Below are 16,314 nucleotides of genomic sequence, written 5' to 3'. Positions count from 1 at the left end.
GCTGACAGACTAAAAAAATAAATGGCTGGACTCAAATAGTTTACATTTAGATTTTTTTGACCTATAATTTACTTGAAAAGTAATTTATTTACTTACGGCGAAAGGAGAAATTAGTATATAAAGTAGTTTCAAAGTAGTTGGTAGTTGATAGATTTAAGATCAAGGAGAATATCATGACAAAAATAAATGCATCAGATGCAATGTTAAAAGTTATTGAAGATTGGGGTGTCAAAAATATTTACGGTTTACCCGGTGGGTCAATTGATTCGACAATGAACGCATTATATAACCGAAGAGACACATTAAATTACATTCAAGTTCGTCACGAAGAAGTGGGTGCTTTAGCAGCCGTTGGGGAAGCAAAAGTAACCGGAGAAATCGGAGTAACCTTTGGTTCAGCAGGACCAGGAGCCGTTCACTTGTTAAATGGATTATATGATGCTCAATATGACCATGTTCCATATTGGACTAATGTCAAATATTTAGACACAAAATGAGCTATATTTTCTTAAAATAATTTTCTTCTTTCTGATTTGGAGTTAAACCATTGTTGGCGGAATGAGGATTATAATTGTTATAAAATTGTTCGATGTATTCAAAGCAAGAGAGTTGAACTTCTTGAATGGAGTGATAAGTTCTGCGATTAATTTCTCGTTGTTTAAGATACTTGAAAAAGACCTCAGTGACGGCATTATCATAAGGATATCCAGGCTTGGAGTAAGAAGCAAGCAATTGATGCTCATCTAATAACTTTCTAAAGGAAGCTGATTTAAATTGGCTTCCTTGATCCGAATGAAAAATAATTGGTTCCTTAGGTTTCCTCTTATTTATAGCTATTTCTAAGGTGTCACAGGCGAGTTTGGCATCAATCCTATCACTTACTTTCCACGCAATACATTTCCTTGAGTAGAGGTCAAGAATAGCACAGAGATAAACATGTCGCTTAGGTCCTATAGAGATATAAGTGAAATCTGTTGTCCAAACTTGATTTGGGGAGTTCGGGTTAAATTCTTGTTTAAGCAGATTATCAGAAGAAAATACAGGAGATTTATTTGATTTAAAACGAGGTTTGATGGTTGACATTTTAGGGAGTGTCATAGACTTGAGAAGTCTTAAGATACGGCCTTCAGAAATATTAACGCCATAATCACGCAGAAGAATGATTTTAAAAGCTCTCGTTCCAATTCTTTTCTTGGCTTTCATATAAATCTCAAGGAGTAATTTTCTCAAGCGTTGATTTTCTACTTCACGCTTCGAAGGCCTCTTGTTTATGAAGTTATAGTAGGTGGAACGATTGACATGTAAAACACGACAGAGCATAACTGTCGTGTGTTCAAATCGGAGTCTATAGATGGCTTTCAATCTTACTTGGAGTTTTGCATGAATATGGCACTCGCTTTTTTTAAGATCAGATTTTCTTCCTCTAGTTGGGCATTCCTTTTTTGTAATTTTTGAATCTGTTTAGCAGTCAACACCGTATTATCTTCAAGACGCACTTGAGAGTACTGCTTAATCCATTTTGCAAGTGCAGAAGAAGATACCCCATAATCTTTACAGAGTTCAGTTTGTGTTTTACCAGTTTGATAGAGATTAACGAGCGATTGTTTGAAATCCTCGTCGTAACGTTTAAAACCTGACATAAAAGTCCTTTCATTTTTGTGTCTTAATAGACAGATTATAACACACAATTTTCTGTCCACTTTTATAGTATAGCTCCACTACTTATCATCTCAGCTTACTTATTGAAAAAGTATCGTGGAAAGTAGAAAATATATTTGTAAATAATGATGATTAAAAAATACTGACAGCTAGTCGGTATTTTTAATATTTGTTATAATAAGATTATCAGTCAAAACCATGACACCGAATAAGTAGTAAAAAGAGGAGGATATTCTTTACTAAAACAGCTCTTATTTTAAAAATTGATAAGAACGAGGAAGATTCTAGCAAAAAAATGGTAATTATGGTATAATATACGCAAAATTTTGAAATAATTGATTCGAGGAAAAATATAAAAATATGAGTAGAATGATGCCGGCACGAGTGCGAAGTGAGGGAATCGCCCTCTATGCGAAAGGCTTCTTAAATGACCCAATTGAAACTGATTTTAAACTAACAGCAGAAATTGATGGTGAAGAGGTAAGTTATGACCTAGATGGTGCGCAAGATAGTTGTACTTGTGAAGCCTTTCAACAAAACCACCGCTATTGCAAACATATTGCAGCGATAGAAGAGTATCTAAAAAATCAAGATAAAGGAAGTCAGGAAACAAAAGACAAAGAAATCAAAGGAGCTGAACGAGCGCTTTTTGGTGAAAATGTTGCTTTTTTAGATGCTGTAAATGGTGAGACACAATTAAATTTCAATACAGACCAATACTCTATCGAAGTTCAAATTGAGGATAATAGTCAGCTTTATGATTATTTTTCAATGGATTATTTTTTGTATTTTGATTTAAAATTAAGAAGTAAAAATTTGGGCCGCTCATACGTTATTAAAGATATTCCTTATTTTCTACGTGCTTTAAAAAATTATAGTCAGTATTCTTTGGGTTCTCTACACTATATTGACCTCTTTTTTGATAATTTTGATGAAGCAAGTCAAGAATTTTTAACTTTTCTTTTAAAAATTGATAGTAAATCCGATGAAGCACTTACCAAATCCTTATATATTAAAAATGGTCGTTATCTTAATATTCCATTTTTATTCCTTGAAGAAGCAATGGACTTAGTTTCAGCTTTAGAGAATTATCAACTTCAGATTACAGGTAGAACGGTCAATTATTTTACATTTATAGCCCTTGATAATGATTCGGAGATTTTTAAATTTAAGGTTGAAAGTCAGCAAGATTATATCGAGTTGAAACTCTACAGTGAGGATTATCATAATTTTTATGATTATTCACTTCTTTATGCCAATAATGTATTTTATAAACTCAATCAAGAACAACGGCGTCTGCTCCTTGTTTTAGATAAGCAATTTGCTAAAAAATCACAAATTAAATTTTCATATGCTGATAAGGATAAATTAGCTCAGGCTCTTCAACAATTATCAACTTTGGGAGAGATTGAAGCGCCAGACCATTTTGTTGTCAGACCTTTTGATGCTAAATTTACTTTTGATTTGTTGGAAGATCAGACCATTAGTTTGGCAATGACTTTTGATTATGGAAGTTTCTCAATAGATAGTTTCCACGATTTAGAAACCCTAGAATTTTCAAGAGATTTGCGTAAAGAGCAAAAGATTTTTGCGCTGATGGAACGTTTGCAGTTTGCTAAGGCTTTTAATTCGTCATTAAATATTCCAGAAAATTTATCAGAGAATTTCTTTTTGAAAATCTTACCTGCTTTTCAAAAACTTGGTCAGATTGAACTGTCGCCAACTTTAAGAAATATGAGAATGGATGAAGTTCCTGAAATTCATATTGATAGTCAGGGAGGGCTCTTAGATATTTCCTTTGATATCCCTCAGGTTGAAGATGGTGAATTTGCAAATGTTATTGCAAAATTACAAGAAAATGCTGAATTTTATATCAGTGAAAGTGGGAAATTTTATCATTTTAATGAAAAATTTGACCGCTTGAAAGCTGCATTAAATGAACTTGACGACCAATTTGTTATTCAAGGAAGCAGTTTGCATGTTAATATTAATCGAAGTTTTCAAATTTCTAAAATATTTGAAAATATTGGTGGAGCTTCCTTCTCTGAAAAATTTAAATCACTCTATCAACACTTGACGCATCCTGAAGAGTTTCCTTACGAGAAACCAGAACATATTAAGGCTTCCTTGCGTTCTTATCAGGAAACGGGTGTTCGCTGGATGAGTATGCTCTCTCATTATAATTTGGGAGGAATTCTTGCTGATGACATGGGATTAGGTAAAACGGTTCAAGCGATTACTTTTATTCTTTCTAATCTGAAAAAAGATGAGAGTGTTCTAATTACCGCACCAGCTAGTCTTACTTATAACTGGGCAAGTGAATTTGAGAAATTTACTGATGAGATTGATTTTGCTGTTATTGACGGGACAAAAGCCGAGCGAAGTAAAGAAATTCAAGAAAAACATCAAATTTATATCACAAGTTATGGTAGCTTCTTGAAAGATTTTGAAGACTATCAGGATAAAAAATTGAATTACTTACTTTTGGATGAAGCTCAAGTTGTCAAAAATTATAGTAGTAAAACCAATAAATCACTATCTGCTCTGAATGTTGAACATACCTTTGCCCTTTCAGGAACACCACTAGAAAATCGAATTGAAGAAATTTGGGCCATTTTCCAAGTGGTGATGCCAGGCTTTTTACCAAAACGTGAAAAATTCAATAAGATGGAACCATCTGTTATCTCAAGATTGATTCAGCCTTTCATTATGCGTCGTAAAAAAGAAGATGTGCTTGAAGAACTTCCAGAAAAAATGGAAATTACGGTCTATAACCAATTAGCTGATGACCAAAAAGTGATCTATTTAGCACAACTCGAATTGATGCAAAAACAAGTTTTAGAAATGGATAGTGCGGCTTTATCACGTTCAAGAATTGAAATTCTGGCAGGAATTACACGACTTAGACAAATTTGTAATACACCAGCATTATTTATGGATGACTATAAAGGAAGTTCTGGGAAACTTGAACGTTTACGAGAATTATTGGCGCAAATTAAAGATTCAGGCCATCGTCCTTTGATTTTCTCTCAATTTACAAAGGTTTTTCCACATATTGAAAAATTGATGGAAGAACAAGAAATGACCGCTTATAAACTGACTGGTTCTACTCCAATTAAAGATCGACTTTCAATGGTTCAAGCCTTCAATGCTGGTAGTCGTGATGCTTTCTTAGTTTCATTAAAAGCCGGTGGGGTTGGGCTTAATTTAACCAGTGCTGATGTCGTCATTTTGGTTGACTTGTGGTGGAACCCAGCTGTTGAAGAACAGGCTATTGCGCGTGCCCATCGGATGGGACAAAAAAATACGGTAGAAGTCATTCGCTTGATTACCAAAGGTACAATTGAAGAAAAAATTATGGAAATCCAAGAGCGTAAAAAGGATTTAATTGCTAATGTTTTAGAAGGCGATACAGTGGATAAAGTCCTTAGTGAAGCAGAAATTCGTGAAATTCTTGGAGTATAGCTTTAAAAAACTTAGAAATTAAGCTATAATGGATATTGAAACGGTTATCTTAGAATCTAAATCTTGGTTTGATATTTTATCTAGTGGAAGAAAAATTCTATAAAAGCTAGGAAAGACAAGAGTTTTCAATATTCTTTGATAAACTTTCATCATCTTCATAAAGAATTAAAATGTAATAAATAGATTAAACAAACTATAAAAAAGTAGGGCAAAACATGGTAGAAAGAAGAGTGGTATTTCCAGTTATTGGTGATGACGAAGCACTTCAAAAAGATACTCGGGTAATTTTTACTAACCAGCAGTTGCTGACAAGAAATCCCAGCCTTCAGGATGAAGCTTCAATTGAAAATAATAAGCCAAAAACTGATGCCAAGAGACCTGAGAGTTTCAAACCTTATAAAGCTAAAACAAGCTTTAGCACACAGCATCGTCCGCTAAACTCTAATCATGACGGCGTAAGTTCCTATGATAAAATGCCTAAGAAAACTAGCGTTGACGAGTCAAAAGAACGGGCAAAACGTGCAGCAGCAACACTTCCAAAGCCTCCTAAACAGTATGTTTCACCATTGGAGCGGGACAAGGAGGATATCACAGTTCGTCGTTCAACATCCGCAATTTTGAATAAGCGACCTTCAGCTAATGATAACCCAATTCGGGATATGAAAAATCAAGGAATGAACGTTTCTGATGCAGTCGCTAAAGGCGGAATGAAGAAGGCAGTTCCACATGGAGCCGCTGCTAATGACACACAAAAAGGAAGTTATTTTGAAAATAAGCGGAAAAATATCTTTGACCGTGGAATCGTTTAATTTTCAAATTTAAATGAAAAAACTGACAGAGAAGTTAAATTTTATTATGGTAAAATTTACTTTGGAGATATCACTTGTCAGTTATTTTGTGTGTCTTTGAGCTCATAAAAATTTAAGTAAATAAAAAAATAATTGTAAGAAAAGAAGGGAAATTTCTGTCAGTGATTGATAAAGAAATAGAATTACTGACAGAAAATTTTATCATGGAAAAAACATATCATTTTACCGGTATTAAAGGTTCAGGCATGAGTGCACTTGCGCTAATGTTACATCAAATGGGAAAGAAAGTTCAAGGTTCGGACTCAACAGATTACTTTTTCACACAACGTGGTCTTGAACAAGCTAACGTACCACTTTTGCCTTTTGACGAAAAAAATATTAAGCCCGAATTTGAATTGATTGCTGGAAATGCTTTTCGCGATGATAACAATGTTGAAATTGCATTTGCCCATAAAAATGGATTTCCATTCAAACGTTATCATGAATTTTTGGGACATTTCATGGAAGATTTTACTAGCATCGGAGTTGCTGGTGCACATGGTAAAACTTCAACAACTGGAATGTTAGCTCACGTGATGTCTAATATCGTGGACACTTCTTACTTGATTGGTGACGGAACTGGTCGTGGGATTGAGGGAAGTGAATATTTTGTCTTTGAATCTGATGAATATGAACGTCATTTCATGCCTTATCATCCTGAATATACAATTATGACAAATATTGACTTTGACCATCCTGACTACTTTGAAGGAATTGAAGATGTCACCTCAGCTTTCCAAGATTATGCAAATAATATTAAAAAAGGTATTTTTGCTTACGGGGAAGATGTTAACTTACGTAAATTGACTGCCAAAGCACCTATTTACTATTATGGTTTTGAGGCTAATGACGATTATCGTGCCGAAAATTTGGTCAGAAGTACACGTGGCTCATCTTTTGATGCTTATTTCCGCGGTGAAAAAATTGGTCATTTTGTCGTTCCAGCTTATGGTAAACACAATGTATTGAATGCCTTGTCAGTTGTAGCCGTTTGTCATAATCTTGGGTTGGATATGACGGAAGTTGCAGACCACTTATTGACTTTCCGTGGAGTGAAACGTCGTTTCACTGAGAAAAAAGTAGGTGAGACAGTCATTATTGATGATTTTGCTCATCATCCAACTGAAATCGAAGCAACATTGGATGCTGCTCGTCAAAAATATCCTGATCGTGAAATCGTTGCTGTTTTCCAACCTCATACTTTTACTAGAACAATTGCATTTGCTGACGAATTTGCAGAGGTGCTTGACCATGCGGATACCGTTTACCTTGCTCAAATTTACGGTTCAGCACGTGAAGTAGACCATCATGAAATTACGGCACAAGATTTAGCTGACAAAGTTCGTAAACCAGCCAAAGTAATTGATCTTGACAATGTTTCGCCATTGTTGGACCATGACCGTGGGGTTTACGTTTTTATGGGAGCAGGAAATATTCAAAAATATGAACTTGCTTTTGAAAAGTTACTTAGCCAAGTCTCAACTAACTTACAATAAAATAAAAAAAGTACTGACAGCTTTTTGGTCAGTACTTTTTTTGTTATATTCAATTTTTGTCAGTAAAAAAAATTCAAGTCACGGGAGTGCGACTTGAATCAAAGGGGTTTATGAAGAAATTATTTAGGGAGTAATATGAGTATAAATGTAAACGCTTAAACGAACCTTAATTTGTTTAAAAATTATCCTAATAAAATATACTTTATTTCCGCAGTAAGAATATTTGCCGCTTTTTCGGACGCACAAATAACGAGCAGAGTATCTGCTCCGGCAATTGTACCTAAAATATCTGTCCGACTATCACGTTCGTCATCTAAAGCATTCGCCAACACATCGGCCTCACCCAATTTTGTCCGAATAACCACTAAAGCTCCGACAGATTTTGCTGAAATAACAAAATTATAAAAATACAACTGTAAATCAGAATTAATTTTGGAATTGCCAGAAGTCAAAAATGAGTAAAAACTCTCTCCTTTATCCCGTTTTTTTATAATATTTAATTTTCTGATATCTCTTGATAAAGTAGCTTGTGTTACCTCTACACCGCGTTCTAATAATAGAGATTGAAGCTCTTCTTGAGTCGATATTTTATTATTTGTCACAATTTCTTTAATAATTTCTAATCTTTTATCTCTTTTCATAGCATAATTATACCATATAATGGACTATATATTGACAAAATTAGTGTTTTTTCTGTATAATTAATGAATGGATGAAAAACAATTAGTAAGCCAAGCACTGTCTGCTGCAATCGATGGTGTTCTTGGAGTAGAACAAATCGCGGCTATTATCGAAAAACCTAAATCGTCAGATTTAGGAGATTTAGCATTCCCAGCTTTTCAATTGGCCAAAACTCTCCGAAAATCTCCACAAATCATTGCTGGAGAAATTGCTGAGAAGATAGATACAAAAGGCTTTGAGAAAGTTATCGCAGTAGGACCATATGTTAACTTTTTCCTTGATAAAAATGCAACTGCCTCAGAAGTAATTCGAGAAGTTTTGACTGAAGGTGAACATTACGGTGATGCAAATATTGGTCAAGGAGGAAATGTTCCGATTGACATGTCTGCGCCAAATATTGCGAAACCTTTTTCAATTGGGCATTTACGTTCAACTGTTATCGGGGATTCAATCGCCAAAATTTACGAAAAATTGGGTTATCAGCCAATCAAAATCAATCACTTGGGCGACTGGGGTAAACAATTTGGTCTTTTGATTACAGCTTACAAGAAATATGGTGATGAAGCTACAATTACAGCTAATCCGATTGATGAACTCTTGAAACTTTATGTCAAAATCAATGCTGAAGCTAAAGAAGATCCAGAAGTTGATGAAGAAGGACGTCAATGGTTCCTTAAAATGGAACAAGGCGACGAGGAAGCACTTCGCATTTGGAAATGGTTCTCAGATGTTTCTTTGATTGAATTTAACCGTATTTACGGAAAACTTGGTGTAAGTTTTGACCACTTCATGGGTGAAAGTTTCTATAGTGATAAAATGGATGCCATTGTTGAAGATTTAGAAAGTAAAAATCTTTTACACGAATCAAAAGGTGCTTTGATTGTTGACCTTGAAAAATATAACCTCAATCCAGCTTTGATTAAGAAAACAGATGGTGCAACACTCTATATTACACGTGACCTTGCCACAGCAGCTTACCGTAAAAAAACTTTCAATTTTGTGAAATCTCTTTATGTTGTTGGTGGCGAGCAAACCAATCACTTTAAACAATTAAAAGCAGTTTTGAAAGAAGCTGGTTATGATTGGTCTGACGATATGGTGCATGTTCCATTTGGTATGGTAACTCAAGGTGGGAAAAAATTCTCAACTCGTAAAGGGCATGTCGTGAAATTGGAAATGGCACTTGACGAAGCAGTTGATCGTGCTGAAAAACAAATTGAAGCCAAAAATCCTAATTTGGAAAATAAAGAAGAAGTTGCCAAACAAGTTGGGGTTGGTGCTGTTAAATTTTATGACTTAAAAACTGATAGAAATAACGGTTATGACTTTGACTTGGACGAAATGGTTTCATTTGAAGGGGAAACAGGCCCTTATGTTCAATATGCACATGCTCGTATTCAATCAATTTTACGTAAAGCAAACCGTAAGGTAGATATTAATAATATTTCTCTCGCAGTTTCTGACGCTGAAGCTTGGGAAATTGTTAAAGCATTAAAAGAATTCCCAAATGTTGTTAAACGTGCTGCAGATAATTATGAACCATCTGTTATTGCTAAATATGCAATTTCGCTTGCGCAAGCTTTTAACAAATATTATGCTCATGTTCGCATTTTAGAAGATGATGCTCAATTGGATGGCCGTTTGGCTTTGATTAGCGCTACTTCAATCGTCTTGAAAGAAGCATTGCGTCTTCTTGGAGTTGCTGCACCTGAAAATATGTAAAAAATAAATTTTTCACTTAATCTCTTATCAAAAAGATTTAATTCTTTAGGATAAGAGATTTTTTTGTTGCCTTTTTAAAATACTTTTGTAAAATAAGCTTTTTTAATAAAAGCCTAAGAATCGCATGATAACAAAAGAAATGAATAAACGTGAAATTGTCAGAATATAAAAAAACATGTATAAATGAATAAACCTTTGTAAAGTGTAGCATAAGTGCTTGACAAAAAATATGCATAGATGTATAATTTCCTTGTAAACGATTCCAATAATACCGGATCGAAATCAGAAAGGATACTCTAAAATGAACAATGGAATTAATGTTAACTCAGAAATTGGGAAATTAAAATCAGTCCTCCTCCACCGCCCAGGTGCGGAAGTTGAAAATATTACCCCAGACACAATGAAACAACTTTTATTTGATGATATTCCATATCTCAAAATTGCTCAAAAAGAGCATGATTTCTTTGCTCAAACTTTGCGTGATAATGGTGCAGAAACTGTTTATATCGAAAATCTTGCAACAGAAGTTTTTGAAAAATCATCTGAAACAAAAGAAGAATTCTTAAGTCACTTATTACACGAAGCGGGTTACCGTCCAGGACGCACATATGATGGTTTGACTGAATATTTGACTTCAATGTCAACAAAAGATATGGTCGACAAAATCTATGCTGGCATTCGTAAAAATGAATTGGATATCAAACGTACAGCACTTAGCGATATGGCAGGATCTGATGCAGAAAATTATTTCTACCTCAATCCATTACCAAATGCCTACTTCACACGTGACCCACAAGCTTCAATGGGTGTCGGAATGACCATTAATAAAATGACCTTCCCAGCTCGTCAACCTGAAAGCTTGATTACAGAGTATGTTATGGCTAATCACCCACGTTTCAAAGATACTCCAATCTGGCGTGATCGTAACCATACAACTCGTATCGAAGGTGGTGATGAATTAATTCTTAACAAAACAACAGTAGCTATCGGGGTTTCAGAACGTACTTCATCTAAAACAATTCAAAATCTTGCTAAAGAGTTGTTTGCAAACCCACTTTCAACATTTGACACTGTACTTGCGGTTGAAATTCCTCATAACCATGCAATGATGCATTTGGATACAGTATTTACAATGATTAACCATGATCAATTTACTGTCTTCCCAGGAATTATGGATGGTGCTGGTAATATCAATGTCTTCATTCTTCGCCCTGGTAAAGATGACGAAGTTGAAATTGAACATTTGACTGACCTTAAAGCAGCACTCAAGAAAGTCTTGAATCTTTCAGAACTTGACTTAATTGAATGTGGTGCAGGTGATCCAATTGCCGCTCCTCGCGAACAATGGAATGATGGATCAAATACACTTGCTATCGCACCCGGCGAAATTGTTACTTACGACCGTAACTATGTAACTGTTGAGTTATTGAAAGAACACGGAATCAAAGTTCATGAAATTCTTTCAAGCGAACTTGGTCGTGGTCGTGGTGGTGCCCGTTGTATGTCACAACCACTTTGGCGTGAAGATTTGTAATCTTAAAGATTTAAAAATTTCTTCGTAAGTTCATTGATAACTTAGGAAGAGATACTTTAAACTTATAATTTCATAGATTCATTTGATAATTAATTATTTAGGAAAGAGTGAATCACTAGCTTATTAATGTAATTTAAAAAATTCATTAAATATAATAAAAATAGAAAAAGGAAGAAAAAATAATGACATCACCACTTATTACAAAAGCAGAAGTAAACTCAGTATTCCAAGGTCGCAGCTTACTTGCTGAAAAAGATTTCACACCAGCTGAAATTAACTACCTTGTTGATTTTGGTCTTCATTTGAAAGCATTGAAACAACAAAATATTCCTCACCACTACCTTGAAGGTAAAAATATTGCCTTGCTCTTTGCAAAAACTTCAACTCGTACACGTGCTGCCTTTACAACTGCTGCAATTGACCTTGGGGCTCATCCAGAATACCTTGGAGCTAACGATATTCAATTGGGAATTAAAGAATCAACAGAAGATACAGCTCGCGTGCTTGGTTCAATGTTTGATGCTATCGAACGTCGTGGATTTTCTCAAAAAGAAGTTGAAGATTTGGCAAAATACTCTGGTGTTCCAGTTTGGAATGGTTTGACAGATGATTGGCATCCAACACAAATGATTGCAGACTTTATGACTGTTAAAGAAAACTTTGGACATCTTAAAGGTTTGACATTAGTCTACGTAGGTGATGGTCGTAACAACATGGCAAACTCACTTATCGTAACTGGTTCTATGCTTGGTGTGAATGTTCATATTGTTGCTCCAGATTCACTTCATCCTACTAAAGAAGTTATGGACATTGCAAATAAATTTGCTGAAAAATCAGGTGCTAAACCTCTTGCAACTTCAAATATTGAAGAAGGTGTTAAAGGCGCAAACATTATTTACTCAGATGTTTGGGTATCAATGGGAGAATCTAACTGGGAAGAACGTGTTAAACTTTTGACTCCATATCGTATCACAATGGATATGCTTAAAATGACTGGAAATGCTGACAATGGTCAATTGATCTTTATGCACTGCTTACCAGCATTCCATGATACTGAAACTGAATATGGTAAAGAAATCAAAGAAAAATATGGTTTGACAGAAATGGAAGTGACTGACGAAGTATTCCGTTCTAAATATGCTCGACAATTTGAAGAAGCAGAAAATCGTATGCACTCTATCAAAGCAATCATGGCTGCAACTTTGGGTAATTTATTTATCCCAGCAGTTCCTGAAGATTTTAAATAATTAAAATAGATAATTTGTCAGTTTACTGACAGAGCTGTCAGTAAACTGATAGATTTTGATTTAAGTCGTTGAAAGCAGTCTAAGATAAAATTAGACTGTTTTGGCGGTTGAAATCACTGAAAGGATTGATATGGACGCAGAAAATAAAAAAGGAATTGGCCTTGCTGCTTTAGTTGCGATTATTGTTTCTGGAGCGATTGGTGGTGGGGTATTCAATCTCTCTAACGATTTAGCAACAAATGCATCACCTGGTGGTGTTATCATTTCATGGATCGTTATTGGTTTTGGTATTTTAATGTTGGTTTTATCACTAAATCATTTGGTGGTAAATAAACCTGAACTTTCAGGTGTATCAGATTATGCACGTGCTGGTTTTGGTAATATGGTTGGTTTCATCTCAGGTTGGGGTTATTGGTTATCCGCATGGGCAGGTAACATTGCCTTTGCTGTTTTGATGATGACTTCCGTTGACTATTTCTTCCCCGGCGTATTTCAAGCTAAGAATGGTTCTTTGACCATTCTGTCAGTAATTGTTGTTTCAATTGTTTCGTGGGGATTGACCTTACTCGTTATGCGAGGTGTTGAAGGGGCTGCTGCTATTAATGCAATTGTCCTCATCGCAAAATTGATTCCATTGTTTGTTTTTGTAATTGCTGGAATAGTAACATTTAAAGCTGGAGTATTCAGCGCTCACTTCTGGCAAAATTTCGTTGCGAATACAAATGCTGATGGTGTCATCAAGAGTTTAACTTGGTCAAATATGACTGGCGGAGATTTATTCAGTCAAGTCAAAGGTTCACTTATGGTTATGATTTGGGTCTTTGTCGGTATTGAAGGTGCTGCTATGATGGGTGACCGTGCAAAACGTAAATCAGATGCCGGTAAAGCTTCAATTCTTGGTTTGATTGCCTTGTTAGTAATTTATATCTTGCTCTCATTATTACCATTTGGTTTTATGAGTCAACAAGAGTTAGCAAACACAGGACAACCTGGTTTAGTTCATATTTTGAACGCCATGGTTGGTGGTTGGGGTGGCTCACTAATGGCCATTGGTCTGGTGATTTCACTTCTTGGTGCTTGGTTATCATGGACAATGCTTCCAGTTGAGGCAACACAACAATTGTCAGAACAAAAATTACTTCCTAGTTGGTTTGGTAAACTTAATGACAAAGGTGCACCTAAAAACTCACTTTTGTTGACACAATTAATTGTTCAAATCTTCTTGATTGTTACTTATTTTGTAGCTGATGCTTACAATGTCTTTGTTTACCTTTGTACTGCTGTTATCATGATTTGTTACGCCTTAGTTGGTTTATACCTCTTTAAATTAGGGATTCAAGAAAAGAAAACAAGTAACATTATTATTGGTTTCATCGCAGCTGCTTTCCAAATTTTAGCATTGTACTATTCAGGTTGGCAATTTGTTTGGCTTTCATTAATTCTCTATGCTGTTGGTTTCATTCTTTATGCTTTGGGCAAAAAAGAATATGGCACTAAAATGTCTACAGCAGAATTAATTGCAACTTTTGTTTTAACAGTTTTAGGAATCCTTGCTGTTTTTGGAGTATATGGAAACTGGCTTGGCTTGCAAGATGCACTTGGAATTGATGGTAATACATTACTTGTTGCTGTTGTTCCACTGATTGTAGTGACATTTATTGTTTACTTCGTCGTTCGTAGCGATATTAACAAAAAAGAAATAAAAAATTAAGCGAAGGGGTACAGAAATGGTAAAACGTATTGTTGTAGCCCTTGGTGGGAATGCTATTCTGTCGAAAGACCCATCAGCGAAGGCTCAAAAAGAAGCGCTTGAAGTTACAGCTGAACAATTGATGCCATTAATTAAAGATAATGACTGCCAAATGGTTGTGACTCATGGAAATGGACCACAGGTTGGAAACTTACTTTTACAACAGCTAGGTTCAGATAGTGAAAAAAATCCAGCTATGCCATTGGATACAGTTGGAGCAATGACCCAAGGTGAGATTGGTTTTTGGACCGTTCAAGCATTTACAAGAGCAATGGCAAATAATGGCTTGGAGCGTTATCCAGTTATTTCAGCAGTGACTCAAACATTGGTTGATGAAAATGATCCAGCTTTTAAAAACGCTAGTAAACCAATTGGTCCTTTTTACACAGAAGAACAATTGCCAGAAATTAAAAAGCAATTTCCTGATTGGGAATTAATGGAAGACGCTGGTCGCGGATATCGCCGAGTTGTTCCAAGTCCTAAACCACTTGAAATTATTGAAGCCAAAGCTTTTGGACCAATCTTAGAATCTGGTAGTCTATTGATTGCTTCTGGCGGTGGTGGAATTCCCGTCATTAAAGATGGTAATGGTTATAAAGGTGTTGAAGCCGTAATTGATAAAGATTTCTCTGCAGCTAAACTGGCTGGAATGGTTGGAGCAGACGAGCTTTTGATTTTAACAAGCGGTGGTGACGTATATTTGAACTATGGGAAAGAAAACCAAGTTCATTTGGAAACAGTCAAAGTTTCTGAAATGCGCAAATATGTTGACGAAGAACGTTTTGCAAAAGGTTCAATGGGACCAAAAGTCGAAGCAGCTGTCAGTTTTGTTGAACGAACAGGTAAGACTGCTACAATTACTAGCCTTGACAATGTTGAAAATTTTGTCAAATCTGGTAGTGGAACAAGAATTGTTCCTTAAATAAGAAAAAAGATAGAGGAGAAATAATTTCATGGTAAGACGTATGGTCGTAGCCCTAGGTGGTAACGCTATTTTAACAGATGACCCAACAGCAAAAGCGCAAGAAAAAGCACTTGAAACAACAGCAGAACAATTAATTCCTCTTATTAGAAATAATGATGTGGAAATGGTTGTCACTCATGGTAACGGACCACAAGTCGGAAATCTTTTATTGCAACAATTAGCAGCGGATAGTCCTAAAAATCCAGCTATGCCAATTGATACAGCTGTTGCAATGACTCAAGGACAAATTGGTTTCTGGATGGGGCAAGCTTTTACAAGAGCTTTGATAAAAAATAATATGGAACGTGTTCCAGTCATCTCTGTAGTGACTCGTACAGTTGTTGATAAAGATGACCAAGCTTTTGAAAAACCTACTAAACCAATTGGTCCATTCTACGACGAAAAAGGATTGGCAGAAATGAAAGCTCAATACCCCGACTGGGTATTTGTTGAAGATTCTGGCCGCGGCTATCGAAGAGTAGTTCCAAGTCCTAAACCAACACGTATCGTTGAAGCCGAAGCGATTAAGCCACTAATCTCATCAAGTGTTTTGGTGACTGTATCTGGTGGTGGTGGAATTCCTGTCATTGAAACTAAGGATGGTTATGAAGGAGTTGAAGCTGTTATTGATAAAGACTTTTCAGCAGCGAAAGTAGCTGAACTTGTTGAAGCAGATAATCTTTTGATTTTGACTGCGGTAGATAATGTTTTTGTTAATTTCAATAAACCTAATCAGAAAAAACTAGAAACAGTAACAATGGCAGAAATGAAAGCTTATATTGAAGAAGGTCAATTTGCTGCAGGTTCAATGCTTCCGAAAGTCGAAGCAGCAATGGAATTTGTTGCTCGTACAGGGCGTCCTGCAACAATTACTTCTTTGGAAAATCTTGAAGACTTCCTCAACAATGATTCAGGAACAAAGATTATTCCTTAAAGATAAAAATGCTA

The 16,314-nt window shown here is 35.5% G+C and carries 10 protein-coding genes and 2 pseudogenes; 10 read left to right on the top strand and 2 right to left on the bottom strand.

All coding sequences use genetic code 11. From position 1 onward, the window contains the following. Positions 1-170: 170 nt before the first annotated feature. Positions 171-461 (top strand): annotated as a pseudogene (locus MKX45_RS00245) (thiamine pyrophosphate-binding protein); the annotation flags it as partial. A 21-nt stretch (positions 462-482) separates the two neighbouring features. On the opposite strand, the pseudogene MKX45_RS00240 reads toward MKX45_RS00245, so the two are convergent. Further along, positions 483-1,640: pseudogene (locus tag MKX45_RS00240) on the bottom strand (IS3-like element IS-LL6 family transposase). Positions 1,641-2,019: 379 nt separating this feature from the next. Between MKX45_RS00240 and MKX45_RS00235 the strand changes: the two are divergent. The 3 genes from MKX45_RS00235 (at position 2,020) to murC (ending at position 7,468) form a co-directional block, all read left to right on the top strand. Then, complete coding sequence (locus MKX45_RS00235; RefSeq protein WP_057720367.1) at positions 2,020-5,124, top strand: DEAD/DEAH box helicase; 3,105 nt, start codon at positions 2,020-2,022, stop codon at positions 5,122-5,124. Between the two features lie 215 nt (positions 5,125-5,339). Then, on the top strand, positions 5,340-5,933 hold the full coding sequence (locus MKX45_RS00230; protein ID WP_010906281.1) for a hypothetical protein: 594 nt from the start codon (positions 5,340-5,342) through the stop codon (positions 5,931-5,933). Between the two features lie 203 nt (positions 5,934-6,136). Further along, positions 6,137-7,468: a UDP-N-acetylmuramate--L-alanine ligase gene (murC, locus tag MKX45_RS00225; protein WP_025016838.1), complete on the top strand. Its 1,332-nt coding sequence runs from the start codon at positions 6,137-6,139 to the stop codon at positions 7,466-7,468. A 182-nt stretch (positions 7,469-7,650) separates the two neighbouring features. Here murC and argR read toward each other — a convergent pair whose 3' ends face one another. Then, complete coding sequence (gene argR, locus MKX45_RS00220; RefSeq protein WP_004254487.1) at positions 7,651-8,109, bottom strand: arginine repressor; 459 nt, start codon at positions 8,107-8,109, stop codon at positions 7,651-7,653. Between the two features lie 67 nt (positions 8,110-8,176). Here argR and argS point away from each other — a divergent pair, with 67 nt between their 5' ends. From argS to arcC (MKX45_RS00190), 6 genes are all read left to right on the top strand, one after another. Then, complete coding sequence (argS, locus tag MKX45_RS00215; RefSeq protein WP_010906279.1) at positions 8,177-9,871, top strand: arginine--tRNA ligase; 1,695 nt, start codon at positions 8,177-8,179, stop codon at positions 9,869-9,871. Between the two features lie 301 nt (positions 9,872-10,172). After that, complete coding sequence (arcA, locus tag MKX45_RS00210; protein WP_015427129.1) at positions 10,173-11,405, top strand: arginine deiminase; 1,233 nt, start codon at positions 10,173-10,175, stop codon at positions 11,403-11,405. Positions 11,406-11,587: 182 nt separating this feature from the next. Beyond that, positions 11,588-12,652, top strand: a complete 1,065-nt coding sequence (gene argF / locus MKX45_RS00205) for an ornithine carbamoyltransferase (protein ID WP_004254507.1) — start codon at positions 11,588-11,590, stop codon at positions 12,650-12,652. A gap of 130 nt (positions 12,653-12,782) precedes the next feature. Then, positions 12,783-14,363, top strand: a complete 1,581-nt coding sequence (locus tag MKX45_RS00200; RefSeq protein WP_015427128.1) for a basic amino acid/polyamine antiporter — start codon at positions 12,783-12,785, stop codon at positions 14,361-14,363. Positions 14,364-14,379: 16 nt separating this feature from the next. Then, positions 14,380-15,324 (top strand): carbamate kinase, encoded by a 945-nt coding sequence (arcC, locus tag MKX45_RS00195; RefSeq protein WP_128267772.1) that lies wholly within the window; start codon positions 14,380-14,382, stop codon positions 15,322-15,324. Positions 15,325-15,355: 31 nt separating this feature from the next. Continuing rightward, positions 15,356-16,300, top strand: a complete 945-nt coding sequence (gene arcC / locus MKX45_RS00190; protein ID WP_012898533.1) for a carbamate kinase — start codon at positions 15,356-15,358, stop codon at positions 16,298-16,300. Positions 16,301-16,314: the final 14 nt, after the last annotated feature.

This window comes from Lactococcus sp. FSL W8-0209, from assembly GCF_038006585.1.
In the GTDB taxonomy this organism is placed as follows: Bacteria; Bacillota; Bacilli; order Lactobacillales; family Streptococcaceae; genus Lactococcus; species Lactococcus lactis.
Note: the sequence above shows the minus strand (reverse complement) of the source record. Positions and strands in the feature narration are given on the sequence as shown.